Here is a 26,541-nt window from a genome sequence, read left to right on the forward strand (position 1 = left end):
TGCATTTTTCTTGACATTAGCATATATTTCGGCGGCACCTGTGTTAAAGGTCAGCAAATCTGACATTTTCTGCATTTTTCGACAAAAAATGCCGCGGTACTGTTCCGCGGCATTTCCACTCAGGCGGATATTGACGATCCACCATCGGGTTAAACTGTTTTTTCTTCTGATCAGTCTTCCTGTCCTACCTGACCATAATATGCATTTGCACCATGTTTTCTGTAGTAATGCTTATCCTGAAGCTCCTGCGGTGCCGGTTTTACATCCGGATTGATCAGCTCGCAGCGAGATGCCATCTTGGCAACCTCCTCAAGAACAACTGCGTTATGAACTGCCTCATGAGCATCCTTACCCCAGGTAAAAGGTCCGTGGTTCTTACACAGCACAGCCGGTACTGCTTCATAATCTTTGTTTTTGAAATAATCAGCAATAAGAACTCCCGTGTTCTTCTCATATGCCTCTTCGATCTCTCTTTTGGTCAGATTACGCACACATGGTACTTCTCCGTAAATGTAATCTGCATGTGTGGTTCCATAACACGGAATCGATCTGCCTGCCTGCGCCCAGCTTGTTGCCCAGGATGAGTGGGTATGTACGATACCGCCGATATTCGGAAACGCTCTGTAAAGAACTGCATGTGTCGGTGTATCAGAGGATGGATTGTATCTTCCTTCTACTTTATTTCCATCAAGATCTACCACTACCATGTCTTCCGGTGTCAGCTTGTCATAATCCACACCACTTGGCTTAATCACAAAAAGTCCCTGCTCCCTGTCGATCCCGCTGACATTTCCCCATGTAAAGGTAACAAGACCATATTTGGGCAGATCCATATTTGCTCTGTAAACTTCTTCTTTTAATTTTTCAAGCATAGCGCGCCCTCCTTTTACGGTATAGTTGTTTCAAAAACGATGTACTAATCTCTACCGCCTGTATTTATTTTGTAAACTCAACTACTGCGTAAGGTTCTTTATCCTCCGCGTTGAGAACTACAGCTTCTTTATTTTCTGTCATATATACTTCCGGAATGATAACATTATCCAGTACTGCCTGACGTTTATATTCAACACGAAGCTGACCAACTTTAAAATCCTCAGGCAGATGATCCGCTGCCATCCGGATATACTGACAGTTGTTCACATGATGATTGGTGTCCAGATGATGCTTCTGTACGGAAAAAGCATTCTGCACTTCCCGTTCCTTCGGAAGCGCGATCTTTCTTGGTGCATAATCCATCTCTATTTTTTCGCCCAGATCATAGGGATCTGTATCTGCCGGTGTTAGCTTTTCCGGAAGACCGGTTTCTGTATTGATAAAGGACCAGTAGGAATTGGCCCATGCCAGCTTCTCACCATCCATTGTCTCAAGAATAAAATTACGCATTCCGATAAATCCACGGAATCCATAAGGAATTGTTGTTACTTTTATATTTTCACCAAGCTTCGGATATCGCTTCACGATCACCTGCCAGGCAGAAAGTACCCAGGCTCTTTTCTGTTCCTTTAATACTTCCATGCCGACTCCTGTCTGCTCGGATTCAAAGGTACAGCAATCCTGAAAATAATCCAGAACTCCCGGCAGCGTCAGACATCCATCTTCTCCGATCTCACTGAATCTTACTCGACTCTCAAAACTGTAACTCATTCATGCCTCCTGTCATACTGTCTATACTTTATTGTAACACTTGGCAGGAAGAAACGCACTTGTTTTTTTGGGGCGCAGCGGATTGCGAATATCTTCTTATTTTTGAGTACAAAAAAGTACCTCGCAACTGAGGTACTTAAGAAGCAGGGCTACAAGGATTCGAACCTTGAACTGACGGAGTCAGAGTCCGTTGCCTTACCGTTTGGCGATAGCCCTATGTGTTTTGTTTTTCGCTTGCCTTATCGCTTGCGACGGATGTTATTATATAACAGCTTTTTTGAAATTGCAACCCCTTTTTTAATTTTTTTATTTTTTTCAAAATTTCTTAAACTGCTGTTAAAACTCCTTATTATATGCGGGTTTACGCAGTAAAAAAATTTTACAATCCACTCCTTTGTGTTATAATAAGCCGTATAATAAAAAGAGCGGAAACAACCGTGTATTTCCCTCCGGTCACAATATCCGGAGGCATCCAAAGGAGAACGCTATGCGAGCAAATAACCTTACTCTGCTCACGGACCTCTATGAGCTTACCATGATGCAGGGATATTTCAAAAACCCTACCAACCAGACCGTTGTCTTTGACATGTTCTACCGCAACAATCCGTGCGATGGCGGTTTTGCCATCTGTGCAGGACTGGAGCAGATGATCGAATACATCGAAAATCTCCGTTTCTCAGAAGAAGACATTACCTATCTGAGAAGTCTTGGCATCTTTGAGGATGATTTCCTTGAGTATTTGAGCAACTTCAGATTCACCGGTGATATCTACGCAATTCCGGAGGGAACCGTGATCTTCCCGAGAGAGCCAATGGTCAAGGTTATCGCACCGATCATGGAAGCTCAGCTTGTAGAGACGGCCATCCTGAACATTATGAACCATCAGAGTCTTATTGCCACTAAGGCAGCACGTGTATGCCACGCAGCTAAGGGCGATCCCATCATGGAATTCGGTCTTCGCCGTGCCCAGGGTCCGGACGCCGGGATCTTCGGTGCCAGAGCTGCAGTGATCGGCGGATGTGCCGGTACTTCCAACGTACTGACCGGCCAGATGTTTAACGTTCCGGTTCTCGGAACACATGCTCATTCCTGGATCATGAGTTTCCCGGATGAGTACACAGCCTTTAAGACCTATGCGAGACTTTACCCGAATTCCTGTACTCTTCTGGTTGACACCTACGATGTCCTGAAATCCGGTGTTCCCAATGCGATCCGTGTATTTGAGGAGATGCGTGAGGAAGGTATCCAGCTGAAGAATTATGGAATCCGTATCGACAGCGGTGATCTTGCATATCTTTCCAAAAAAGCTTACAAGATGCTGGCTGCTGCCGGTTTCGATGATGCTACCATTTCCGCATCCAGCGATCTTGATGAATATCTTATCGAAAGCCTGAAGGCCCAGGATGCCAAGATCAATTCCTGGGGCGTCGGAACCAAGCTGATCACAGCCGATAACAATCCGGCATTCGGCGGCGTATACAAGCTTGCCGCTGTAAAGGACGCTGACAGCGATGCCTTCCAGCCGAAGATCAAGCTTTCCGAAAACACAGAAAAGGTTACCAACCCGGGCAACAAGACTGTATACCGTATCTACAGCAAGAAGACCGGCAAGATCAAGGCCGATCTGATCTGCCTTGCAGATGAGAAATTCGATCCGGAAGAAACTATGGTGATCTTTGACCCGGTTGACACCTGGAAAAAGACCAAGGTTCTTGGCGGAACCTACGAACTCCGTGAGCTCCTTGTTCCGGTAATTAAAGATGGTAAGAGCGTTTACAAGTCTCCATCTGTCATGGAACTCCGCGACTACTGCAAACAGGAGCAGAACACACTGTGGGATGAATCCAGACGTTTCGTTAATCCGCAGAAGGTTTATGTAGATCTCTCCCAGTCACTCTATGACATGAAGAAGGCTCTCCTGGAAGAAATGAGTGAAAAAGAGCTCTGATAAACAGAAATAAGCATTCATAAACCCTCCTTTCTTATCATAAGCTTATGGATAAGGAAAGGAGGGTTTTTATTGCACAGAGAATTTTATACCCGGCTGATCAGTAGGGAGCATCCTCTGCCGGAAGCCTTTGTGCCGGAACATCTTATCGATATCGGACTTCCATTTGAAGCAGCACCGGGAGATCCGAAGCGGCTTCTGGAGTATCAAGCTGCAAAAGCCGCTTCCCAGCTTTTCCATGCCTGTCACAGATGCGGTCTGAACCTATGGGCAGTTTCCGGATATCGTTCCTACCAGCGACAGAAGGAGCTTTTTACAGGAAGTCCTTTCGTTGCAGAGCCAGGAACAAGTGAGCACCAGAGCGGACTTGCTCTGGATGTATCCTGCCCTTCCATCCATATGGAGCTCTCCGAAAGGTTTTCCGCAACAGGAGAAGGCCGCTGGCTAAAAAAGAACGCTCCGCTCTATGGTTTTATCCTCCGGTACCCAAAAAACAGAGAGGAGATCACCGGCATCCCTTACGAGCCATGGCACATCCGCTATGTGACCAAACCTCTGGCTTCCTGGCTCACTATCACAAATCTGACTCTGGAAGAATACCACTGCTTTCCTTCCCGGTGTCCGCACCCTCCCTGATCTGCTGCTCCTGGCATCTGCATCTGATGTTTATATCTTGATCTGCACACATTTTTCTGTACATCTGATGCACTTTTACTGCTCCATCTGTCTGCCAAGAAAACCGGCTGCTGTGCGGATAAGGGCACGTTCTGTGTCTCCCAGTGCTGTTTTTTCACTTTTAGTCAGAAGAATCACTGCTCCAATGGCGTCACTCGCACACAGGATCGGCTGTATCATTTTCTGGCAAAATGAATCCATAGCGTCGGAAATGACTGATATATTTTCCCTGCTGTCCTGACTGACCATTCTGCCTTTCCTGCCGGCAATGACTGCATCCAGATCAGAACTGATCTCTTTTCCTTCCAGTTCCCGGCTTCCGCTGCCGCATGCCGCCACGACCTGATCACGATCTGTAATACAGGCAGTCAGTCCGGTGGTCTGTACCAGCGCTTCTGCATATTCCGCAGCAAACGTATTCAGCTCTCCAATGGGCGAATATTTTTTCAGAATGATCTGTCCTTCCCTGTCTGTAAAAATCTCCAGTGGCGTTCCTTCCTTGATCCGCAGTGTCTTTCGTATCTCTTTTGGAATCACAACCCTGCCCAGATCATCGATCCTGCGAACAATTCCCGTTGCTTTCATCTTCCTGAATTCCTCCTGTATTTTCTATTCATTGTACGTCAATGTTATGTTAACTATTTGTTTTTCATATGGTTATTATGCGAAAAACTGGGAGAAATATGCATAAAAATCTCTTATTTATCTGTCGCAGGAGCCGCATTGTCGTATGCCTGCTGCAAAAATACTTCCTGAGAATTAAGCGGAGCATTATCGGATGGTTCGATCTTATAAATTCCCTTATTGTTCATGCTCCTTGCTTTTCGATTATCACTGAGCATTGTCACAAACATTTCCTGGATCTGCATACGGATATCCGGATCCTCGATAGGTGCCGCAACTTCTACACGACGAAGAGTATTTCTTGTCATAAAGTCCGCAGAGGAAATATAGATCCTTGCTCTCTCCTGTGTTCCGAAAATATAAATGCGGGAATGTTCCAGAAAACGTCCTACAATACTGATAATGTGGATATTTTCTGTCTGTCCCTTCACTCCCGGGATCAGACAGCAGATACCACGGATCACCATATCAATGTGTACTCCTGCACAGGATGCTTCTACAAGCTTGCTCATAATACGTTTATCTGTCAGAGAATTCATTTTCAAGCCAATATATGCCGGTTCTCCGGCCTTCGCATGCTCGATCTCCTCATCGATCATGGCAAGCACTTTGTTCTGAAGACATCTTGGTGCCACAAGAAGATACTCCATATCTTCAACGGTTTCTCCCATTGCCAGTGCCTGGAACACTCTGGCCGCCTCCATACCGATCTTCGGGTCCGCAGTCATCAGAGAAAGATCTGTATACAGACGAGCTGTTTTTTCATTGTAGTTTCCCGTTCCGATCTGTGTATAATATTCCACATTTCCATCTTTTTTCTTCATGATCTGGCAAAGCTTGGAATGTACCTTATAACCATCCAGACCGTAGATCACGTGACAGCCCGCATCCTCCAGGAGCCGGGACCATCCAATATTGTTTTCCTCATCAAAACGCGCCTTCAGCTCCACCAGAACGAAAACTTCCTTTCCGTTTTCTGCTGCTTCGATCAGAGCCTCCACAACCTTACTCTGTTTTGCCACACGGTAGAGTGTCATCTTAATGGAAACTACATCCTCATCATTGGCAGCCTCATGGAGCATTGTAAGAAACGGCTTGATGCTTTCATATGGATAGGAAAGAAAACGGTCCTTTTTCGCGATCTGGTCAAGGATCGGTTCGTGACTGTTAAACAGAGGCGATTTCTGAGGAATTCTTTTTTCATAAAAAAGCTCTGTTCTTTTTCTCAGGCCGTCCTGGATCTGGAATACAAAAGAAAGATCCAGCGGTATATCTCCCCGGAACACATAATTCTTGTCCACTTCCAGATACTCGCAAAGTGTTTCAACAACATCTCCGTCCATTTCTCTTGACAGCTCCAGACGGATCGGCGCCAGTTTCTTTCTTGCCTTGATCAGCTCTACCATAAACTCACGGTAATCCAGATCTTCATCATAAAGAGCATCTGCGTCAATATCCGCATTTCTGGTGATACGAAGCAGGGATTTTGCCTTGATGTGATAGCCCTTGAAGATTTTTGAAACAAAGTGAAGGATCAGCTCTTCAGACAGCATGTAGGTACCGGTTTTTCCCGGAACCGGGATCAGACGCTGGATACCTGCACTGCTGCACGGAATGATACCCAGCTTTTCTTTTCCTTTTTTTGTTTCCAGAACTACTACCGCATAGATCTCCTTATTCCGGAGAAATGGAAACGGCTGTCTTTTTCCGACGATAGACGGAGAAATAACCGGAGCAACCTCTGCTTCAAAATAGCGTTCCAGATAATTGCGATCCTCTTTTTCGATCTTATGGAAATTCAGCATATGTATGCCATATTGTTCCAGATTTTCCATGATTTCTTCATAAACCACATCTCTTTTCCGGTTCAGTTTTTTTGTTCTGGCAAGAATCGCATCCAGCTGTTCCTCCGGCGTCATATTGGTTTTATTTTCACGGATATCCTTTGCCAGAAGCATCTGATCCACCAGAGATCCCACACGTACCATATAAAATTCATCCAGGTTGCTCTGATAGATGGAAGCAAATGTGAGACGTTCACACAGCGGATTTTCCGGATTCTCAGCCTCCTCAAGTACCCTTTCATTAAACTTCAGCCAGGATAATTCCCTGTTCATGTATATTGTATCTGCCATTTTTTCCTCCTGCGTCGCCATATATTTTTCTTTTTCGGCCGACTTTATCTGTAATTATCCGTATCGTATCAAGCGAGCATTCAGATTTTGCCTGACTGCATGTTCATGAATGCCCTATCTTCGCGGTTTGCATACAAGTATACTGATCAAATGTTTATTCCATAACAAGGCTTTGTTAAATCCTGATAAAATTTTTTTCGAAAATAGGGGTTGCATTTTTGAATAATAGTGGTATAGTATTCGTATACTTGATATGTAGTTTTAAATACTACATGTTATTTTATCAGTTTCTACATTACTACATCGTAAACTGTCGCAATGATCCGTCATTGATGAACCGATCTTGAAGTTGTCCACATGATATAAACAGCAGATTTTTTTTGCAGGAGGTGTTTTTATATGAAATTTAAATTAAAAGATCCGGGAAGCGCCATAACCCACGGAATCGGCATGCTTCTTGCCGTGGTCGGAGCCACTCCGCTGATCGTGAAAGCGGCCAGAAGCGCAGATGTTCTCCATGTTTTTGCAGTAAGTGTTTTTATCCTTACCATGATCCTTCTTTACCTGGCAAGCACACTTTACCATTCCGTAAACTCCACAGCCAAGGTAAACCGCCGTCTAAAAAAAATGGATCACATGATGATCTTCGTGATGATCGCCGGCAGCTACACTCCTGTATGCCTGATCGTTCTCCACGGACGCACCGGCTATATCCTCTGTGCTCTCGTATGGACCGTTGCCATCATCGGAATGATCCTCAAGGGCTGCTGGATCAACTGCCCGAAATGGCTTTCCTCTGTGATCTACATTGGAATGGGCTGGCTGTGTGTACTTGCTTTTGTTCCGATCTTCCACAATCTGCCCCGTGCAGGCTTCGGATGGCTCCTTGCCGGCGGTATCATCTATACCATCGGCGGTGTGATCTATGCGCTGAAGCTTCCGATCTTCAATGCGAAGCATAAGAATTTCGGCTCCCACGAAGTATTTCATGTCTTTGTGATGCTGGGAAGTGTGTGCCATTTTGTTGTAATGTATTTCTTTGTAGCCGGTATGGCGATCCACTGAGTTACTCTGTGATCAGCTAGATAACAATCTCACCTTTCGGATACCTTAAAAACTTAAAGCCCCGGAACACGGACAGACCTCAGGAAGTCGAAGTTATAACTTCTCTGAAGCTGCCTCGTGTTCCGGGGCTTCTTATTATGCCTGATCCAGCCTGTGATCCCGATGATCTCAGCCGATGGTCAGTGTGGAAAGACCACTGCAGTTAAAATATGCAAATGCACCTATAGTCTGAACACTGTCCGCAATATCAAGCTTTACAAGCTTTTCGCAGTCTGCAAATGCATAGGCTCCGATGCTGGTAACGCCTTCCTCGATCCGGACCTCTGTTATCTGGTCACGGTATCCGTTCCAGGGGACTTCTTCCTCATTTTGCCATTCATTCATGGCTCCCTGTCCTGCGATCTCGAGAACTCCGTTTTCATCAAGGCTCCAGGATACAGTATTCTCCTCCGCTCCACAAAAACCGCTCTTTTCTTCTGCCGGATCGGTTTCTGTTTCCATATCTTCCGATGCTGCGTTCTCCTCAAATGCTGCTTCCGGCTGGTCTTCCTGATCATCCGGGAGCATTTCCTGCGGAATGTCCGCTTCTTCATTTTCTGGAAGCTCTGTTTCTTCCGGTATTTCTGATGTATCTTGTGTTTCCGGATCATCCGGTGTCTCTGAAACGTCCGATGCTGCCGGCAATGTATGGTTTTCATTGCTGTCCCCTGCATAAACCGGAAATGTCGCTGCCTTTGCCGCAGCAATGGTATCCCCGTAAAAGCTGTATTTACCGGAGCTCTCACCGGCTGCAACTGCCGTATAAAAATCCGCCATAAGCTCCTTAAAAGAAACTCCGGTTACTTTCTCCAGATATTGCTCACAGCTGAGAGAAGAAGCATCGATCGTATAAAACTTTGGAAGCACCTTCATAGGCTGATAGCTTCCTGCCATCCGGTCGATAACATATCTTACAAAAAGATACGGCATTCCATAGTCCTGTGCATTGTCATCCCGGTAATTCTCGTAGATCAGCGAAGCTCCTGAACGGATAGCCGTATTACTTCCAATACCATTCAGCCAGCCGCTGCTGTCCGTTCCTCCCCAGAGATAGTCCATGACGGCCACTGCAAGACCCTCATTCAGCCACGAATATCTGCCGGTACTCATAAATCCGGTTTTCAGCCAGAGGATTGCATGCTGTCCCTCATGAACAAGAAGGCCATTTCGCTTTGACATCTCCCCCGAAACATAAGAGGATGCTGACGGTGTGTTGATATGGATCGCTGTGATCCCCTCATCATACATATACATACCGCTGGCGCTGCTTAAAGACTCCAGCAGGATCGACAGCTTGCCTGAGCCATCCTGTGCCGGAAAATCACCTGCACAGAGCTGGTTAAGGATACGGTAAGGCTGACCATCGTAGACAGCTGCCATATCCGCAGCAATCAGAGATGTTTTCCCTGCGGTATCGTAATCTGCCTTCAGGGTCTCATCCATCCACACATAGCAGTGTTCCCCAACTCCGATGCATACATATGTTTTTCCATATGTATCATGGCCGTTAGTTCTATAGATGTACTTTTTTTCACCTACCTGATAGGTGGTCGCCGCAGCCTGTACAGCAGTCAGCATCGGTTGGTCATCCTGCATGTATGCCTGCAGCTGATCATCCTCCAAACTCTGTACCTGCCCCACATCTGCTGCCTCTCCCGCAGTTCCCTCTGTTGCCGCCTGCGCCGATGCATTGCTTCCACCCTGCACGACTGCATAATCTTCTGCTTCAGAGTCCGCCGCCTGTGCCGATGTCCCGTCAAACTGCAAGGTTCCCGTATTTCCGGGATTTGTGGTATCTGTGTTAATGATAACTGCATATTCCCCGGAAAATGTTTCTCCTGGCTTACCCTCCTGAACTGCTGCAAAAACCTCTGTTCCGCAAAATAACCCCAGAAACAGAAAACAGCACATAAGCCAGAGACAAAAATCTTTTGTCTTTTTCATCCTCTTTCCTTTCCTCTTCTCAGCTGACTGAGTTCTTTGATTTTTGTGTTTATTCTACCATGTTCACAATATTCGCACAATTCCAAATACTTGATTTTTATTATCATAAAGCGTCTTTTTCTGCCTCCGTTGCAGCTGTCCGCCTGCCGTGTATACAAAAAAGAGCGAAAAGCTCTGGTATTGGTATCGTGCAGAACTTTTCGCTCTTATTGAACTACTCTTATTGATATTCAGCATGACTGCCTTCAGCTCCAGTGACGAGTCTGCATCCGGAATTGAAAAGATTTCCGACAGTTTCAAAACTTCATCAGCTCCAGCTTCTTCTCCCTGGTCAGCTGCTTGATCCGGTACTCCCGGCTCATGGCCTCCTCCTTTGTGGCAAAGCCTTCGTAATACACCAGCTTCACCGGCCTTTTGGCCCGGGTATATTTGGCGCCTGCTTTGCCTTCATTATGGGCTTTCATCCGCCTGACAAGGCAGTTTGTCCAGCCGGTGTAGAGCGTGCCATCCGCACACTGTACGATGTATGTATAGTTCATGTCCGTTTCCTCTTCTGTAAAAAATTTCGGCAATGTAATGCCAGTACACCAGTATATTTCCGGTAGTATCCTCGCAGATCGTTGTCATCCTGTAAGACCGATATCCCGGCAGCTGATATCCTTCCTTCTATGTAAAGACAGCCACCAGCATTTCTTCAGCAGCCATCCTTCTATACTCAAGCAGCCGGCACAATTCATGTATTTCACTTATAACAAAGATAAAGCAGGCTGGGATTCCGGCTGCGGATTTTCCCACCTGCTTTATTATACGGTCATTTCTTATTTCTGTGAATATGAAATTCACTGCATAGCTGCTCTATAGGTATTTGTATTCTGATCTTGCTGTATTTCACGATTAATAAGCTCTGCCTACTCCATCACATAATTCTTCAGCACATAAATCTTCCCATCACACTCCACAGCCTCCACCTTCACAGCCTGCTCCTGCGTTTCCGGATAATATCTGGAAGAGAAAACAACCTCTCCGCCATTCACATAGATTTCCACAGCTGTAGTATCCGCAAGAACTCTGATGCTTTCGATCCTACCGGACGGAACATGCGCTTTACGTACTTTACGTCCGGCACCGGCCTTCTCGGAGAGAGTTAAGATCATATCTCCGTCCTGATATTCCAGGAAGAGATTTTCCCCAAGGCTCACTTTACCCTGCTCACCTTTTACCTGAACATCCAGATCAAACGGTCCATTCACCGGAATCTCCGCACTGGAACCGCTGACAGAAACGCCAGCCCTTCTCAGCCCGTTCAGTTCTTCCGCTGGATACTGATAAAGCATTCCGTTTTTATACGTAACTTCCCTTGGAACAGTCAGGCAATGCTGCCAGCCTTCGCTCTCTGCTGTAGGATTCACATACTCCTCATCTGCATCCGGCATTCCCATCCAGCCGATCAGGATCCGTCTGCCCTTTCCATCCTGAAATGTCTGGGGTGCATAGAAATCAAAGCCGTGGTCCCATTCCCGGAAAGCTTTTTCCTCCGGCTTTCCATCCTTCAGGATAAAGTATCCGGACTGATAGATGTTCTGAAAACGGAACTCTTCTCTGGTCAGTCCCTGGGGAGATACAGAAAGCACCTCCTGTCCCTCAAGAGTGAAAAAATCCGGGCACTCCCACATGTATCCGAATGTCTTCTCCGTAGTAAGCTCACTGTCAAATTTCCAGTTCTTCAGATCTTCGGATCTGTAAAAAAGTACGGCGCCCTGGTCGCTTTTCTGACGGCCGCCAAGGATCATCCGGTACTCTTCCCCCTCCTTCCAGACCTTCGGGTCACGGATGTGGCAGGTGTAATTCTCCGGATAATCCTCACAGGAAACTGCAACCTCCTTTGTTCCGAAATGAAGGCCGTCCGCACTCTCCACATGAAGAGTGCTGGACTGTCTTCCGTTATTGATATAATCATAATCTCCATCCATCTTGATGTTTCCTGTGTAGAAAAGATGAAGCTTATCTTTCTCCGCAATGGCAGAGCCTGAGTAAACACCATGACAGTCATAAATGCTGTCCGGCAGAAGCGGAACCCCTTCATATCTCCAGCTGATCATATCTTCACTGGAGTAATGCCCCCAGAATTTCAGTCCACCGTTGGCCTCAAACGGAGAATACTGGAAAAACACATGATATCTTCCCTTGTACCAGCATAATCCGTTCGGGTCATTGAGCCATCCCACAGGCGGCATCAGATGATGGGTCAGACGGTTTGTCTGCATCGTCCTGGCAACTGCTACCGTTTCCTCGATTTTTCGCACTTCCTCTGCAAGGACCTTGGTCAGAGAACTCATTTTATTTTACCTCCAGTACTTCAGAACCATTATTTACTATTCCTTCTGCAAGCATTTTTACTTCTTCATAATCATCGGTATTGGTTACGATCAGCGGTGTGGTCACATCATAGCCGGCTGCCTTAATAGCATCCATATCAAAGGTGATCAGTGTCTGGCCTTTTTTGACCACGTCACCGTCCTTTACATGAGCGGTGTAGAATTTACCGCCAAGTTCAACGGTGTCAACGCCGATATGGATCAGCAGCTCCAGACCACTTTCTGTTGCAAGCCCGATGGCATGCTTTGTGTCAAAAATTGTAGAAACCGTAGCGTCACAGGGTGCTTTTACTTCACCTTTGGACGGAATCACTGCCATGCCCCTTCCAAGGACTTCAGATGCAAAGGTTGCATCCTTTACTTCTGAAAGCGGGATCGCAGTTCCCTCAAGCGGGCTGTAGAGGGTCTGTGCACCTGTCTCTGAAGTTTTCTCCTGGGCAATTTCTGCCGGAGCATCTGATTTTTTCTCTGCTTCAATATTTTTTTCAGCTGTTTCCTGTACCTCATCCTTATATCCGAACATCCAGGTAAGCACAAAAGCCACACCAAATGCGATGGCAAACATCAGGATATAACCAACTGGATTATTCAGGCACAGCAGGATTCCGAAGATACCGGTAACGCCTGTTCCTGTAGCACCAAGACTGGTGATGGAGGCAAAAAGTGCTCCGCATGCACCACCCAGGCAGCCCATGATAAACGGCTTTCCAAAGCGAAGATTTACACCGAAGATTGCCGGCTCTGTGATTCCCATGCATGCGCTTAAGGCAGAAGGAACAGCCATGGATTTGATCTTCTGATTTCTGGATTTCAGGCCTACAGCAAGAGCTGCACCACCCTGTGCAACGTTGGCTGCGGATGCAAGTGGCAGCCAGTAAGTAACGCCGAATTTGGCGATCTGTCCAAGGTCAATGATGGTGTACATGTGATGAACACCTGCAACAACTGTCGGTGCATAAAAAGCACCCATGATAAAGCTTCCGATTCCAAACGGCAGAGCGATGAGCCACTGGATTCCATCCAGAAGTCCGTTCTCAACAGCTACGAAGATCGGTCCGATAATGGAAAGTGTAAGATAACCAGTTACAAAAACACTGACAAGTGGTGTTACAAAAAGGTCGAACATTGCCGGTACAACTTTATGAAGTCTCTTCTCGATCTGTGCCAGTACCCATACTGCAATGATAACCGGGATTACATGTCCCTGATATCCGACCATGTCAATGGAGTAAAGTCCAAACCATACTTTCTGTGTTGCCTGTACGCCTTCTGTTGCGACGGTCCAAGCGTTCTGCAGATTCGGATGAATCATGATCATACCGATAACCGCGCCCAGGTAGGGGTTGGCGCCGAATACTTTCGCACCGCTGTAAGCGATGAGGATCGGCAGAAATGTATACGCTGTGTTACTGAAAAGCTGTGCAAATACATAAATGGAACCATTGGTGTTAATATTCAGGAAGCCGTTGTTTACCATGAAGTTCAGGGCTTCCATGATTCCCATCAAAAATCCGCTGGCTACGATAGCTGGGATGATCGGGACAAAAATATCTCCCAGTGTCTTGATCAGTCTCTGTATTGGATTAGCCTTGGATGCTGCCACCTTCTTAAGCTCATCCTTACTACTCTCTGATATTCCGGCGATCTGGATAAATTCATCATAAACCTTGTTTACAACTCCTGTTCCCAGGATGATCTGCATCTGTCCCTGTGCGAAAAACACGCCCTTCACACCGTCGATGTTCTCTACATATTCCTTATCCGCCTTGTCATTATCCGCAATGACCAGACGAAGCCTTGTTGCACAGTGCGCCGCGGAAATGATGTTTTCTTTCTTTCCTACATGATCATAGATTTCCTGTGCTGTCTTTCTGTAATCCATGTCCTTCCTCCTTTTCTGCTACTGTTCCCGGACAGTCATCTCTTTCTGCTTTCCCTTTCTTCGGATCAGATCTGTCTGTTCTTTCTTCAGCTTTCCGGGATTTATTATCTCTGATCCATTGTTTTTCATTTATTTATGAGATTGATTTCACACATCCATTCATACAAGGAACGGTAATCTTTCCATTTTTTAAGTTTTTTGATGATTTTAGCACTTTTCAATGGTTTGTTTTATGTCGTTGCTTGTGTTCTTATGTGGAATCGTTCTCATATCTTACTTGTATTATAACTACTGCATTATTATTTGTAAATCCGCAACATCGCACAAATTTCTTCGGTCAAAATTGTACATATTCCATAAGAACAGATGCAAAACAGACAAACCAGTCAAGGTATCGCAGAAAAAATCTGGCATTTTTCTGTGTTTGCTCAGCCATAACACAGCACCACACAAAAAAGAAGCAGGTCTTTTTCTCCCAAAAGATCTGCTCCTGTTCCACAATAACTTATAATTTCTTCCTCTGTCTGCGAGGATATTCTCTGTTACCTGTGAGATTCCCGTTCCACAAGCTCACATCCCATTTTTATTTCCTTGCTGATCCCGGTATCGTTCTCAATAAGATCAGCCAGCATGGCTGCTGCCTCCATTCCGCTGGTCTTATAATAAAAATGTACCGTTGTCAGCTTCGGTTCCACGATCTTACCCGGAACTCCATCCCCAATCCCTGCGATCTGAACATCCTCGGGAATGCGAAGCCCGATCTCCTTCAAATAAGTCATGGCTCCCACCGCCATAGTATCCGTAGCACACACAAGAGAATCTATGGAAGGCTCCTCCTCAAAAAGCTCCTTCGCCATCTCATACCCGGAATCCATGGTAAAGCTTCCGATCTTCATCCTCTCCGGCACGACCTCCAGCTTAGCTTTATGGATAGCATCCATAAAACCCTTTTTCCTGCAGGCACCAACTGCCTCGTCCTTATCTGTAACGCCGATATAGGCAAACTTTTTCCCCTTCTCCGCCAGCTTCTCCGTGACCTGAAAAGCTGCTTTATGATCATCCTGATAAATACATGGATATCCGTCCAGATGCTGTCCCAGGATCACGATCGGTACCTTATAATCCTTCAGCATCTGTTTATGCTTTCTGGTAAACATGGTAGCAATAAAAACCACTCCGTCCACCTGACGTTCTTTAAACAGAGAAAGGTATTTCAGCTCTTCTTCCACATCATTATTGGTATTGGCCAGAATAAGCTGATATCCTCTCCGTGTAAGAATATCACTGATCCCTGTCACCTCACGGCTTATGGTATCTGAATTGATCTTTGGAAGGATGACACCGATGAGACTGGTTTTTTGGTCCGCAGTGTCTGTGCCTGGGAGGATGGCTGATATCCTGTCTCCTGGATCACCCTGCGGATGACTTCCTTTTTTTCACTGCTGACATATCCATTATTCAGATATCTGGATACCGTAGCTCTGGAAACTCCGGCAAGCCTGGCTATTTCATTAATGTTCATAACTTATGTACCTCTTCTTTTGTCCTGTTATATCTGTCCTTGTATGCATATTTATAATATAGATTATACACGGTTTCTTTCCGGTAAAAAAGATTCTTTTCCTATGTAAATGGAAATTTTTATTACTGCTCACTCCGTTCTCACTAATACGCTTCACAACGCAGAGGATACGGGATGCATATATCTCCCATCCCGTATCCTCCATACTCTGTTTCTAAAAATCTCCCCGGCATATCTGTTTTTCGGTTTTCCCTGTCATTCCAGATATTCAAACGGATCTACCGGCACGCCATCCTTTTTCATTGCAAAATAAAGATTCGGGCCTTCTACAGAATAATATTTGGTAGGTGCGCTGATATTTCCGATCACTTCGCCCTCCTTTACTGTGTCACCTTCTGCCACAGTAAGGTCCTTCAGCTGCCCATATACTGCCTGATAACCATTTCCCAGCTCCATAGTCACAGTCGTTCCCGTACAGGCATCCTGTACAACAGAAAGCACCTGACCATCTGCCGCCGCATACACCGGCGCATCCTCCACTGCCTGCAAAGCAATGGCAGAGCTCACACGATACTGATCCAAAGTCGGATAATATACGGTTTCATCCATATTGTAATCCACAAGAACCGTTCCTCTGACCGGCCATTCCATAATAGAATCCTCCGTAAAATCCAAAGCCTGTGCCGCAATTCCGACAGCTGAGGTCTCTGCGGTATCTGTGGAAGCTCCAGCTCCGTTATTCACCGCTCCCTCTGCCGATGTATTTCCGGCATTATCTGCTGTATTTCCAGTGCCATCTGTGCGGCTTCTGTCTGCACCTGCCGCCGCAGACACGCTCCTATCATCCGTACCACTTCCATTATCTGCATCTGCCGCTGCATTTTCGGCTGTACCACTTCCTGCAGTCTCACGGATGCTTCCTGTCACTCCATCTGCTCCGGCTTCTGAAGCTCCTGACAGACCTGCTTCATCTCCGGTTTCTCCATCAGAGATCTCATCCTGTGCTACATCCTGCCAGCCATCTCCGGCAGCTGCCGCATCCTCTGCGTTTTCCCCGTCCGAAAGCTCCTCTTCCAGCCCGGTCTCTTCTACCTGTACAGAATTTTCCTCCTGGGGATTTTCTGCGATGGGCTTTGTTCCAAGCTGATAAACAGTAATCCCAAGTGCCGCCACTGCTGCCAGAACACCTCCGTTGATAATACCTCTCACAATTTTACTTTTCATATTCTTTCCACCTCTGTCTGATATGTTCATTTTCAGTAACAGAAAAAGCAGTAAAGCTGCCGTTTCGGTCACCATTTCTATATCTATAGAGTGTCCAGAATATGGCTGTCTATTCATTTTTTGAATATTTTTTTATCAGACGTTGCTTCGGATGCCTGACTTTCTTTAATCCTCAGCTTTCAGCTCCATCTCCGGAAAATATTTTTCCAGGATTTCCTCCGCACTGCTTCCGTTTTTTGCCATCTCATTTCCACCAAACTGGGAAAATCCCACACCATGACCGCTGCCACGCACTCGCAGATAATAAATATCATCCTTTTTCTTCAAACTGAAATTCGCGGATTCCAGTCCCATTCCCGCTGCAAAGCTTTCTCCCTCCAGGAGTGTTTCCCCAATCGTAAGCTCTGTCACATAACCGGCACTGTCCCGTTTTTTGATCTTCAGCTCCCCGGAAAGCTGCCCCGCAGGAATTTCCACGATTTTTATACGATCCGGAGATTTTTTGTCCGCACTGCTATCTGCCGATTTCAGATATGTATACGCCTCATCATGAAAAGCTTCTTCCCCGCTGCGGGTTTTCCCTGCGCTTCTCTTATGCCAGGGAGTCAGCCTCACTTTTCCTTCATATGTAAGTACCTGTCCATCCGTCTCTTTTACTGCCTGCTCATAGATCTGCCTTTTTTCTGCAAAAAATATCTCCAGACTTCCTCTGTACTTCCGTTTTCCCTCAGGATCTCTGCCAGATTTTTCCCCTCGCCCAGCCACCTTTGAATATTCGACCGTGCGATCACAGTCTGCGCTTTTATGGTTTCTTTTTTCATATCCGGGGAAATCTGCGAAAAAACAATGACCGGGAGATATTCTTCCATATCCGGCACCCTCTCTGCCAGAACCCTCTCCGGTCCATTAATGGTTGCCGCCGAAAAATAAGGAAGAACAATTGCTAAAAACACCAGACAATATCGAAGAAGCGCATATTTTTTCATAAAAAGCACCATAAGCGTTCTTTTTCCTAATATATGTTCTTTTGCCAAAAATTATTATTTGCTGTATACTATAGCAGTTCTATGAATCAATGCATCAAAAAAAGTTATTCCGAACATGCTGCAGTAATTTATGGAAATGCTATGTATCAATCCAAAAAGTATCTGCAGCGATCAGTCCTGCTCACCGCTTATTGCTTGCCACGAATGGAGGTATCACACACCATGCTTGCCATCTTTCTCGCACCATTATATATTCTCATTAATATTTATATCGTCCGTTGGATGATTTTGTGGATGGGTGCCTGCACTCATTTTTTCCAGACCTTTGCGTTCCGGGCATGCTTTGCAGGTGTTTATATTTTTCTGTCCACTTCTCTTCTGACCTGTTTTCTCATCCGGAAGCCCCCTGCGCTCCATCGCTTCCTGAAAAATACGGCAAATTATTTTCAGGGAACATTTCTTTACATCCTGATCGTAATCGTAACTACAGATCTCTGCAGACTGATCCTGAAGCATACGCTTCATCCGGCCTGGATGTATTCCCGGAAAGCCTTCGTAGTCACAGGCGCTGTCTGCACCCTTCTGATCATTGGTGTCAGTCTCTATGGGATTTTTAATCAGTGGAATATTAAGACAAAAACTTATGATGTGAAAATAGACAAGCAGGTGAAGGGAATGGACTCCCTGAAGATCGTCCTGCTCGCAGACATTCATTTCGGTTACAGTATCGGAGAAAAACATGCCGGGCTTCTTGTAAAAAAGATCAACGCCGAAGATCCGGATCTGATCTGTATTGCCGGCGATATTTTTGATAACGAATATGAAGGGATCAAAAACCCGAAAAAAACAGCGGCCATTCTCCGTTCGCTGAAATCCAGATACGGCGTTTATGCCTGTTGGGGCAACCATGATCTCAGCGAACCGATTCTGGCCGGTTTTACCTTCCGCAATGCAAAAAAAGATTATGATGATCCCAGAATGCGGAATTTTCTGGAATCTGCCAACATCCGGCTTCTCGATGACGAAACCGTCCTCATAGATAAACGGTTTTATCTGACAGGCCGTAAGGATCCTTCACGCTGCCGAAAAATGTCCGACACCCGTAAGGATCCTGACCAGCTTACAGCCTACCTTGACAAAACACTCCCGATTATTTTTATGGATCATCAGCCCGGTCAGCTGGATGAAGTGGCAGCCGCAGGCGCAGACCTTGATCTCTGCGGCCATACTCATGACGGCCAGCTGTTCCCTCTGAACATCATCACCGGCCTGGTCTGGGAAAATTCCTGCGGCTACCTGAAAAAGGGGACTATGCACAACATCGTTACCTCCGGTGCCGGCATATGGGGCCCGAATATGCGTACTGCCACAAACAGCGAGATCTGTTCGATCACAGTACATTTTTATCCTGCCAGACCTAACTCCTCTGATCCCTCATAAATATCTTCCACCGGCAGCTCCTCCGCACTCTCACTATCCTCTTCTGTTATTTCTGTTCCGTCATTTTCTTCTTCCGTTTCAGAGTCCTTCGGAAACTCAATTACTTCAGCCGTATCACCACTTTCTGATATCTCCGTCTCTTCACTGGAATCATCAAATATCTCTTCCTCAGTATTATCGTCCGTCTTTCCTTCTTCAGAACTCATATTGAGTTCCTCGCTACTCTCTTCTTCAGCTTTCTTTTCACTGTTTCGGATGATCTCAAGGGCTTCTGCTTCTGAAATAATACCTGAATTATCTTCCATTGCATTTGCTTCCGGCACTTCATAATCATATACAAAGGTATTGACTGGCATAAGCTTGTTTGACTGCACATCATAGTCAAATACATGCCACAGGTATCCTTCCCTGTTAACCGGTACATTTGCCTGGTAGATCTGTTTTCCACCCCGGTAAACGGTTACTTTGGCTGACGAAGCAGATAATTCTGTACTCGCATCATCTTCACCGTTTGTATAATCGTATACATAAAAGCTATATTTTCTTCCGGTGAAGCCTTTGTATATGGTTGTTGTTTCCGGTCCATAGCTGCTTGTATCATCCAGATCCAGATTTGCTATTACATCTCCATCCTCTGAATATGCATTTTTATCCCTATAGTATACATGGAAGTAGTCATCTCCGTTTTCATCAGCAGGTCCCAGCAGATGAGAATCCAGATCTCGCGGAGTTTCTCCCCATGTAAGCACGATCTGAAGAAGTCCCTCATCTCCTGCACTGATATTGGTCGGTGACATTGTTACATCACGTTCACTGCATGCATTTGCCTGAACTACAACATTGATATGGGCAGAAACAAAATCTTCATTGCTTGCATTCAGCGTATAGTTTCCGGCTGGCACGGTCAACGTATAGGTTCCATCTGCTGATACGCCTTCTTTCACAGTCTCTCCGATCACATTATCCCAGCCCTTACGTAATTCATAAGTTACATTTTCTATATTTCCGCCGGTCATGGAATGAATAAATCTTCCACTCAGCTCACCATCTCCGGCTTCTGCTCTGGATACCATCAGGAAAGATTCTGCGTATGTGATCTGGTTCGCTGATACTTCCATGGAACTGCTCTCATATTTCTGGTAACCGGTTGCTGTGACAACAATTTTGTAGGTTCCTTCATCAAGATCATTAAATGAATAAGTTCCATCTTCTTTCGTGAAAGTTTTTTCAACCTTGACTGTTCCGGAATATGCTTCCACGCTGGCATTTTTTACAGGAGCTTTACTGTTTGAATCCAAAACGCTTCCCTCAATGCTTCCGGCTCCGACTGTACATTTATCTACCAGTGTTCCATTTTCAAAATGAACCTTCAATTTTAGTGGATTATCGTCATCATCAGACAGAAAATCCTTGGACAACGTATAATGCCATACCGTTTTCAGGAACTTTCCGACCACCGTATCCGGATTCAACTCACCCGCTGCGTAAATATAGGTTCTTACATCAGAACAAAGCACATTTCCGGCATCACGAACTGTATAGGATACGCTTGCCTTTGCCGCAGGTCCTACCTTAATATCAATTCCTGCCAGATCCCATGTCTCCAATGCAGTCAGATTTAATCCAAACTGAAGACCGCATTTCGCAGATCCTTCTATTGTGACCGGTGTCAAAGTCTGACTGAAATCATGGATAAATCTTCCATTTCCATCTTTGAATTCATATCCGCCGGTTGCTTCAACGGAATATTTCACAACAAACTGCCCGGACACATCATAAAACAGAGAAACCACCAGATCTGCAGAAAGACCAGTTGTACCAAGCTTTATAGGAACTCGTCCCAGTTCAAGTACATCGCTGACTGTTTCCATAGTTCCACTTGCATGTTTGATCTGCTGCTCTGAATTCACGCCACTTATATAAAGTCCGCCTTCGAAATCAGCTTTTCCTGTAACTGACGCAATAAAATGCTTTACCTCTATCTTTCCCCAGCTGAATCCAGCATCCAGCTTACAGCTTACATCCGGAATCGTAACAGCAACAGAACCGGACAGCTTCACCTTATCATTAAATTTATGATTAAGATCAAATTTCAATTTACCTGGAACCGGAATACTTCCGCCGAGAGTAAGTCCTCCTGCCGGCACCTCACTTGAATTTTCCGGAATATACTCATATTGAACGCCCTCTGCAGTTACCTGCATATTTTCCGGATCTGCAATTCCTGCACCTTCAAAATCAATTGATTTGTAAACCTCTGAAATATCATCCGGTTTGCCGGCCTTAATGATCAGACGGCCCTGTCCGTCCTTTGTGATATTCTGGACTTTTAATGCAATATCTGTATCTGTTCCCATTTCCTTTGCAGAAAACAGTACAACCTTTCCGGTTTCCAGATTTTTATAAGCATTTCCATCTTTTACTGTGATCGTATAAGTTCCGTCACTGTTCTGGACAACATTGTATATATTTTTGGAAGTATCTTTGACTTCAACTACATTTGTTGCATAGGTAACCTTGCTGTCATAATTCTCATCGATTACTGAGTCCTCAGTGATCTGGTCGATAGCTTTTAAGATCTGAGCTGCATCATTTCCGTTAATTGCCTTCTCCGGTTCAAAGGTATCTCCATTCAGAGACAGCATATTCTTTTTCAGTGCAATAGCTACAACATTTTTATACCTGATCTGAGCCGCATCTGTACATGTCGGTTCTTCATCCGTAGTTTCATATCCCATAAGCATTACTGCTGTATATGCGGCAAACTCTCTTGTTGCATATTCGTCAGGATAAAAATATGGAACATCCTGCTCATCGGTTTCATCGGGAATGATTCCCATAGTTTTTGCAATTTCTGCTGCGATTCCATTTTCATTTTCTCTGGTATCAGCATAATAATAATTTTTGCTGTCAAACTGCTCTTCATACTTACAGCCAACTTTATCCAGAAGAAGTTTTACCCATTCACCTCTGGTGTATTCATGTCCGGAATCCTGCACGTATTTTTTCGTAACAAAAATCCTTGCAAAGATTTTTATTCCTTTTACTTTGGCAACGATCGATGTATTTCCCTCTCCGACTGCCTGGACAACACCTGTTTTTGTTACTGTTGCAATTTTCTGATCAGCAGATGACCAGCTTACTTTAACACCCTTTTCCTTAAAACCAAGCTGGATACTTTCCCCTTCTTCCAGAGTAGCTTTTTGATTTTTCAGTGTTGGTTTCACAACTGTTATCTTACATCGATATGTTCTCTTCTTGGAATCTTTAAAGGTTACTGTACATGTTCCTGTTCCTGTTACAGAAACCGTACCATCTTTTTTTACCTTGGCAACCTTTGTATTTGAACTTGAGGCAGTTTTGATCACATCACCCTTTATCGAAAGTTTCCTGGATGTATTCGCTGTTCCCCATACAAATTTTAAGCTCTTTGCAGACAGATAAGGATTTTTTACAGTAACCTTACAGGTATATACTTTTTTCCTATTTTAGCTTTAACCACGGTTGTTCCGGTTTTTACTGCTGTTATTTTTCCCTTAGAGCTGACTTTAACGATTTTTTATTGGCAGAACTCCATACCGTCTTTCCCGAAACACCGTTTACTTTTAACTGCAGACTTTTTCCCTTTACATACAATACGGCTTTTTTCACTGACATTCCCGGGCTTTTTACTGTAACCTTACAGGTTAATGTCTTTTTGGCAATTCTGGCCTTTACTGTTGCGGTTCCGGTCTTCACAGCCGTTATCTTTCCCTTTGACGAAACCTTTACAACTTTATTATTGGAAGAAGACCATTTCACGGCTTTCTTCCAATTTACAACCTTTAACTGAGATGTTTTTCCCACGTACAAAACCTTTTTTGTACTGTTCAGTCTGGGATTTGCAGCTGCATTTGCTGGCATGCTGATTCCTAAGATCAACATCAGGATCAGCATCAGCGGCAGCAATTTTTTTGATGCACTTTTTCTCTTCATAAGCACTTTTCCCTTCTGCTGTACTATGCTATAATGTTCACCAATTATAAATTTTCGAGATCATTCGAAATCATTTATAATTAATCCCCCGTAAATTATCAGACTATCAACCAAGAAAGGAGAAAAATCATGAGTGTCACCGTAAATCCAAAAGCACGCCAAATTTTACCGGTTATTCTGGGCTGCTGCGTAATCGGAACTGTTTTTTTTCTGACAATAACTATCTGTTCCGCCATAAAATATCATGATTACGTACCTGTAGATGCTGTTATATCATCTGTCAGCCGCTCAAATAATCCTAACAAGCCTCATAGTTCCAATTATCATAACTATGTGAAGTACTCTTACACCTACAAGGAACAAGACTACACAGCTGACCGAATCGAGTTTTTACGCCTCGGCAAAGCCCCCGGAAAGCATGTTCAGATTAAATGTGATCCGCAGAATCCAAACCAGATCCAGAATATCTATTCTATGACCATCTGTATTGTCTTCCTGGTAATCCTGATCATAACAGATTTCCTGCTCATTCTTATGATAAAGTCTTAATACTGTACAGCTATGCTCTAATTATATAACATTTTTATCTCTTGAACTTTGTCAAATTTGTCGCAAAGTGAACATTTTTTGTCGAAAATGTCCATAATAATTTTTTATCGCATTGACATACTCCTACCATTGAAATCCTACTCGATGGCTCTGCTGATTCGTTCGTCAGTACGTAATTTTCTATGATATAAAAAAGACGGTTACGCTGAATCACAACGTAACCGTCTTCCTTTATACTATACTCGCACAGATATAAAACAAAATTCCCACCTACTGCCTTGAGCAATAAATGGGAATTTATCTGATCCATTTAAAAAGTGAGGCATCGGGGATTCGAACCCCGGACAACTTGATTAAAAGTCAAGTGCTCTACCGACTGAGCTAATACCCCATATTAAATTAATTAATACTCAGGCTTTTTCTAACCAGCCGTTTGTATGTTTTACATTAAAACATGCCCAGAGCCGGAATCGAACCAGCGACACGAGGATTTTCAGTCCTCTGCTCTACCAACTGAGCTATCTGGGCATAAGTAGCGGGGACAGGATTTGAACCTATGACCTTCGGGTTATGAGCCCGACGAGCTTCCAGACTGCTCCACCCCGCGTTATTAAATGTTAAAAGCCGATGATCGGACTCGAACCGATAACCTGCTGATTACAAATCAGCTGCTCTGCCAATTGAGCCACATCGGCATTTAAGTGGATGGAGAAGGATTCGAACCTTCGAAGGCGGTGCCAACAGATTTACAGTCTGCCCCCTTTGGCCACTCGGGAATCCATCCATAATCTATGGGACCTATAGGGCTCGAACCTATGACCCTCTGCTTGTAAGGCAGATGCTCTCCCAGCTGAGCTAAGATCCCATATTTAATTCATTACAGCTAAGCTGTAACGACCCAGAAGAGACTCGAACTCTCGACCTCCGCCGTGACAGGGCGGCGCTCTAACCAACTGAGCCACTGGGCCATTTTAAGGAAGTCCAATGTTTCCTGCTATATTGGGAGCATTGGTATCTATTAATTTGTTATGAACAGAAGGAAAAATAGCTTTCTGACGTTTATTTTCAATGCGTTCTTTGATACGTTCTTTAGTAAAATTTTTCCTAAAGATTTAGCACTTCCACGCACTGGACGGGACATATCGGGAGAACGAAAGGTAATGTATTTTCTGCTGCTTTCGCCAAATTCTGCGTTTTTTATTTCATATCCTTTAGCTTCCATAAATGCAAGAAATTCTGAGTAAGTGGAAACAATTCGGATTGTCTGGTTGATATCTTTTCGCAGCTGCGCTTTTTTACTGGATTCAGATTTATTTGCAGCCCATTCATTGTATTTCATTCCTTTTTTACCATCTGGCATAATTGTGGACAGGTTATGTTCCTGGCATAAAGTGTCGCTGAGATTTCGTATTTTCCAGTAATTCTTTTTACAGTCATGGTAATGAGAAAAAGTGATGTTATCTGCAGAACAGAAAATTAAATGGTTATGTACATGACCTTTATCAGTGTGTGTTGTCAGAACATAGGAGTATTTTCCCTCCAGTAAGCGATCCGCAAGTTCTTTGCCAATTTGATGGGCTTCTTCATAGGAAACTTCACCAGGGGAAAATGCCTGAATCAGATGAAATGCCTTATTTGTATTGTGCGGATCTCTGCAGTCATGTGTATGATCCAAAGTGTATTTAAAGTCAAGAGCGGCTGTTTCGGGAGAGCAGGCAAAGGAAGAAATATATAGATTCTGGTCTTGTGAAAAACTCCGGTGGTATAAGATGGACCCGCGTTGGATTAGCTAGTTGGTGAGGTAACGGCCCACCAAGGCGACGATCCATAGCCGGCCTGAGAGGGTGAACGGCCACATTGGGACTGAGACACGGCCCAGACTCCTACGGGAGGCAGCAGTGGGGAATATTGCACAATGGGGGAAACCCTGATGCAGCGACGCCGCGTGAAGGAAGAAGTATCTCGGTATGTAAACTTCTATCAGCAGGGAAGAAAATGACGGTACCTGACTAAGAAGCCCCGGCTAACTACGTGCCAGCAGCCGCGGTAATACGTAGGGGGCAAGCGTTATCCGGATTTACTGGGTGTAAAGGGAGCGTAGACGGATGGACAAGTCTGATGTGAAAGGCTGGGGCTCAACCCCGGGACTGCATTGGAAACTGCCCGTCTTGAGTGCCGGAGAGGTAAGCGGAATTCCTAGTGTAGCGGTGAAATGCGTAGATATTAGGAGGAACACCAGTGGCGAAGGCGGCTTACTGGACGGTAACTGACGTTGAGGCTCGAAAGCGTGGGGAGCAAACAGGATTAGATACCCTGGTAGTCCACGCGGTAAACGATGAATGCTAGGTGTCGGGGAGCAAAGCTCTTCGGTGCCGCCGCAAACGCATTAAGCATTCCACCTGGGGAGTACGTTCGCAAGAATGAAACTCAAAGGAATTGACGGGGACCCGCACAAGCGGTGGAGCATGTGGTTTAATTCGAAGCAACGCGAAGAACCTTACCAAGTCTTGACAT

General features: G+C 45.0%; 22 protein-coding genes, 8 tRNA genes and 1 other annotated feature. Of the genes, 5 read left to right on the forward strand and 25 right to left on the reverse strand.

Translation table 11 applies throughout. The annotated features are described in order from the left end of the window. Positions 1-170 precede the first annotated feature (170 nt). The 3 genes from araD to CK1_RS13385 form a co-directional block, all read right to left on the reverse strand. Entirely contained in the window at positions 171-872 is a 702-nt protein-coding gene (gene araD / locus CK1_RS13375) for an L-ribulose-5-phosphate 4-epimerase (RefSeq protein ID WP_015526737.1), read from the reverse strand. Positions 873-936: 64 nt separating this feature from the next. Continuing rightward, positions 937-1,644 carry an acyl-[acyl-carrier-protein] thioesterase gene (locus tag CK1_RS13380; RefSeq protein ID WP_015526738.1) on the reverse strand — a complete coding sequence of 236 codons (708 nt, stop codon included), beginning with the start codon at positions 1,642-1,644 and terminating at the stop codon, positions 937-939. A gap of 144 nt (positions 1,645-1,788) precedes the next feature. Then, positions 1,789-1,860 (reverse strand) — tRNA-Gln (locus CK1_RS13385). A 271-nt stretch (positions 1,861-2,131) separates the two neighbouring features. On the opposite strand from CK1_RS13385, the gene CK1_RS13390 reads away from it, so the two are divergent. Together CK1_RS13390 and CK1_RS13395 are read left to right on the forward strand one after the other, a co-directional pair. Beyond that, positions 2,132-3,592, forward strand: a complete 1,461-nt coding sequence (locus CK1_RS13390) for a nicotinate phosphoribosyltransferase (RefSeq protein ID WP_015526739.1) — start codon at positions 2,132-2,134, stop codon at positions 3,590-3,592. A 72-nt stretch (positions 3,593-3,664) separates the two neighbouring features. After that, complete coding sequence (locus CK1_RS13395; RefSeq protein ID WP_114002753.1) at positions 3,665-4,228, forward strand: M15 family metallopeptidase; 564 nt, start codon at positions 3,665-3,667, stop codon at positions 4,226-4,228. A 75-nt stretch (positions 4,229-4,303) separates the two neighbouring features. Here CK1_RS13395 and CK1_RS13400 read toward each other — a convergent pair whose 3' ends face one another. Together CK1_RS13400 and ppk1 are read right to left on the reverse strand one after the other, a co-directional pair. Continuing rightward, a complete protein-coding gene (locus CK1_RS13400) occupies positions 4,304-4,852 on the reverse strand; it encodes a stage V sporulation T C-terminal domain-containing protein (protein WP_015526740.1) in 549 nt (182 codons plus the stop codon). A gap of 113 nt (positions 4,853-4,965) precedes the next feature. Continuing rightward, positions 4,966-7,074 carry a polyphosphate kinase 1 gene (gene ppk1, locus CK1_RS13405; RefSeq protein ID WP_278655240.1) on the reverse strand — a complete coding sequence of 703 codons (2,109 nt, stop codon included), beginning with the start codon at positions 7,072-7,074 and terminating at the stop codon, positions 4,966-4,968. Between the two features lie 351 nt (positions 7,075-7,425). On the opposite strand from ppk1, the gene trhA reads away from it, so the two are divergent. Continuing rightward, positions 7,426-8,091, forward strand: a complete 666-nt coding sequence (gene trhA / locus CK1_RS13410) for a PAQR family membrane homeostasis protein TrhA (protein WP_015526742.1) — start codon at positions 7,426-7,428, stop codon at positions 8,089-8,091. 168 nt (positions 8,092-8,259) lie between these two features. On the opposite strand, the gene CK1_RS13415 is transcribed toward trhA, so the two are convergent. The 9 genes from CK1_RS13415 to CK1_RS13450 form a co-directional block, all read right to left on the reverse strand. Further along, entirely contained in the window at positions 8,260-10,074 is a 1,815-nt protein-coding gene (locus CK1_RS13415; RefSeq protein WP_015526743.1) for a leucine-rich repeat domain-containing protein, read from the reverse strand. A gap of 296 nt (positions 10,075-10,370) precedes the next feature. Further along, the gene (locus tag CK1_RS13420) at positions 10,371-10,613 is read right to left on the reverse strand and encodes a GIY-YIG nuclease family protein (RefSeq protein WP_015526744.1); all 243 of its coding nucleotides are present in this window, start codon (positions 10,611-10,613) and stop codon (positions 10,371-10,373) included. A 369-nt stretch (positions 10,614-10,982) separates the two neighbouring features. Further along, positions 10,983-12,410 carry a glycoside hydrolase family 32 protein gene (locus CK1_RS13425; protein WP_015526746.1) on the reverse strand — a complete coding sequence of 476 codons (1,428 nt, stop codon included), beginning with the start codon at positions 12,408-12,410 and terminating at the stop codon, positions 10,983-10,985. Between the two features lies 1 nt (position 12,411). Further along, on the reverse strand, positions 12,412-14,331 hold the full coding sequence (locus tag CK1_RS13430) for a PTS sucrose transporter subunit IIABC (protein ID WP_015526747.1): 1,920 nt from the start codon (positions 14,329-14,331) through the stop codon (positions 12,412-12,414). A gap of 542 nt (positions 14,332-14,873) precedes the next feature. Further along, positions 14,874-15,629, reverse strand: a complete 756-nt coding sequence (locus CK1_RS13435; protein WP_353611172.1) for a trehalose repressor — start codon at positions 15,627-15,629, stop codon at positions 14,874-14,876. Between the two features lie 8 nt (positions 15,630-15,637). Then, complete coding sequence (locus tag CK1_RS18445) at positions 15,638-15,853, reverse strand: LacI family DNA-binding transcriptional regulator (RefSeq protein WP_015526749.1); 216 nt, start codon at positions 15,851-15,853, stop codon at positions 15,638-15,640. A 255-nt stretch (positions 15,854-16,108) separates the two neighbouring features. After that, positions 16,109-17,077 carry a M23 family metallopeptidase gene (locus CK1_RS13440; RefSeq protein ID WP_084449199.1) on the reverse strand — a complete coding sequence of 323 codons (969 nt, stop codon included), beginning with the start codon at positions 17,075-17,077 and terminating at the stop codon, positions 16,109-16,111. A 165-nt stretch (positions 17,078-17,242) separates the two neighbouring features. Further along, on the reverse strand, positions 17,243-17,842 hold the full coding sequence (locus tag CK1_RS13445) for a hypothetical protein (protein ID WP_306288925.1): 600 nt from the start codon (positions 17,840-17,842) through the stop codon (positions 17,243-17,245). After that, a complete protein-coding gene (locus tag CK1_RS13450) occupies positions 17,731-18,111 on the reverse strand; it encodes a SpoIID/LytB domain-containing protein (protein ID WP_306288926.1) in 381 nt (126 codons plus the stop codon). The genes CK1_RS13445 and CK1_RS13450 overlap by 112 nt, the downstream gene beginning before the upstream one ends. Positions 18,112-18,357: 246 nt before the next feature. Here CK1_RS13450 and CK1_RS13455 point away from each other — a divergent pair, with 246 nt between their 5' ends. Then, positions 18,358-19,503, forward strand: coding sequence for a metallophosphoesterase (locus CK1_RS13455; RefSeq protein WP_330383073.1), 1,146 nt, complete (start codon positions 18,358-18,360; stop codon positions 19,501-19,503). Here the strand turns inward: CK1_RS13455 and CK1_RS13460 are convergent. From CK1_RS13460 to CK1_RS13465, 3 genes are all read right to left on the reverse strand, one after another. Further along, complete coding sequence (locus tag CK1_RS13460; protein WP_306288927.1) at positions 19,467-22,871, reverse strand: carboxypeptidase regulatory-like domain-containing protein; 3,405 nt, start codon at positions 22,869-22,871, stop codon at positions 19,467-19,469. The two genes, CK1_RS13455 and CK1_RS13460, sit on opposite strands and share 37 nt — an antisense overlap. 83 nt (positions 22,872-22,954) lie before the next feature. After that, positions 22,955-23,059: a hypothetical protein gene (locus tag CK1_RS18915; RefSeq protein ID WP_502685137.1), complete on the reverse strand. Its 105-nt coding sequence runs from the start codon at positions 23,057-23,059 to the stop codon at positions 22,955-22,957. After that, positions 23,029-23,478, reverse strand: a complete 450-nt coding sequence (locus CK1_RS13465) for an Ig-like domain-containing protein (RefSeq protein WP_015526753.1) — start codon at positions 23,476-23,478, stop codon at positions 23,029-23,031. Before CK1_RS13465 ends, CK1_RS18915 begins: the two co-directional genes overlap by 31 nt. A 129-nt stretch (positions 23,479-23,607) precedes the next feature. Between CK1_RS13465 and CK1_RS18920 the strand changes: the two genes are divergently transcribed. Next, on the forward strand, positions 23,608-24,027 hold the full coding sequence (locus CK1_RS18920) for a DUF3592 domain-containing protein (RefSeq protein ID WP_147603702.1): 420 nt from the start codon (positions 23,608-23,610) through the stop codon (positions 24,025-24,027). 318 nt (positions 24,028-24,345) lie between these two features. Here the strand turns inward: CK1_RS18920 and CK1_RS13470 are convergent. The 8 genes from CK1_RS13470 to CK1_RS13505 all read right to left on the reverse strand — a co-directional run bounded on the left by CK1_RS13470 (position 24,346) and on the right by CK1_RS13505 (position 25,366). Next, positions 24,346-24,418 (reverse strand) — tRNA-Lys (locus tag CK1_RS13470). Between the two features lie 64 nt (positions 24,419-24,482). Continuing rightward, a tRNA-Phe gene (locus tag CK1_RS13475) sits at positions 24,483-24,555 on the reverse strand. A 5-nt stretch (positions 24,556-24,560) separates the two neighbouring features. Continuing rightward, positions 24,561-24,634, reverse strand: a tRNA-Met gene (locus CK1_RS13480). Between the two features lie 15 nt (positions 24,635-24,649). Beyond that, positions 24,650-24,722: transfer RNA gene (locus tag CK1_RS13485), tRNA-Thr, on the reverse strand. Positions 24,723-24,729: 7 nt separating this feature from the next. Beyond that, positions 24,730-24,811: transfer RNA gene (locus CK1_RS13490), tRNA-Tyr, on the reverse strand. 8 nt (positions 24,812-24,819) lie between these two features. Beyond that, positions 24,820-24,892, reverse strand: a tRNA-Val gene (locus tag CK1_RS13495). Positions 24,893-24,921: 29 nt separating this feature from the next. Further along, positions 24,922-24,995, reverse strand: a tRNA-Asp gene (locus CK1_RS13500). Positions 24,996-25,045: 50 nt separating this feature from the next. Beyond that, on the reverse strand, positions 25,046-25,366 hold the full coding sequence (locus CK1_RS13505) for a hypothetical protein (protein ID WP_306288928.1): 321 nt from the start codon (positions 25,364-25,366) through the stop codon (positions 25,046-25,048). Between the two features lie 291 nt (positions 25,367-25,657). Then, positions 25,658-26,427: a sequence feature (16S ribosomal RNA rRNA prediction is too short), on the forward strand. The last annotated feature ends 114 nt before the right edge of the window (positions 26,428-26,541 follow it).

The organism is Ruminococcus sp. SR1/5 (genome assembly GCF_000209835.1).
Lineage (GTDB): Bacteria > Bacillota > Clostridia > Lachnospirales > Lachnospiraceae > Blautia_A > Blautia_A fusiformis.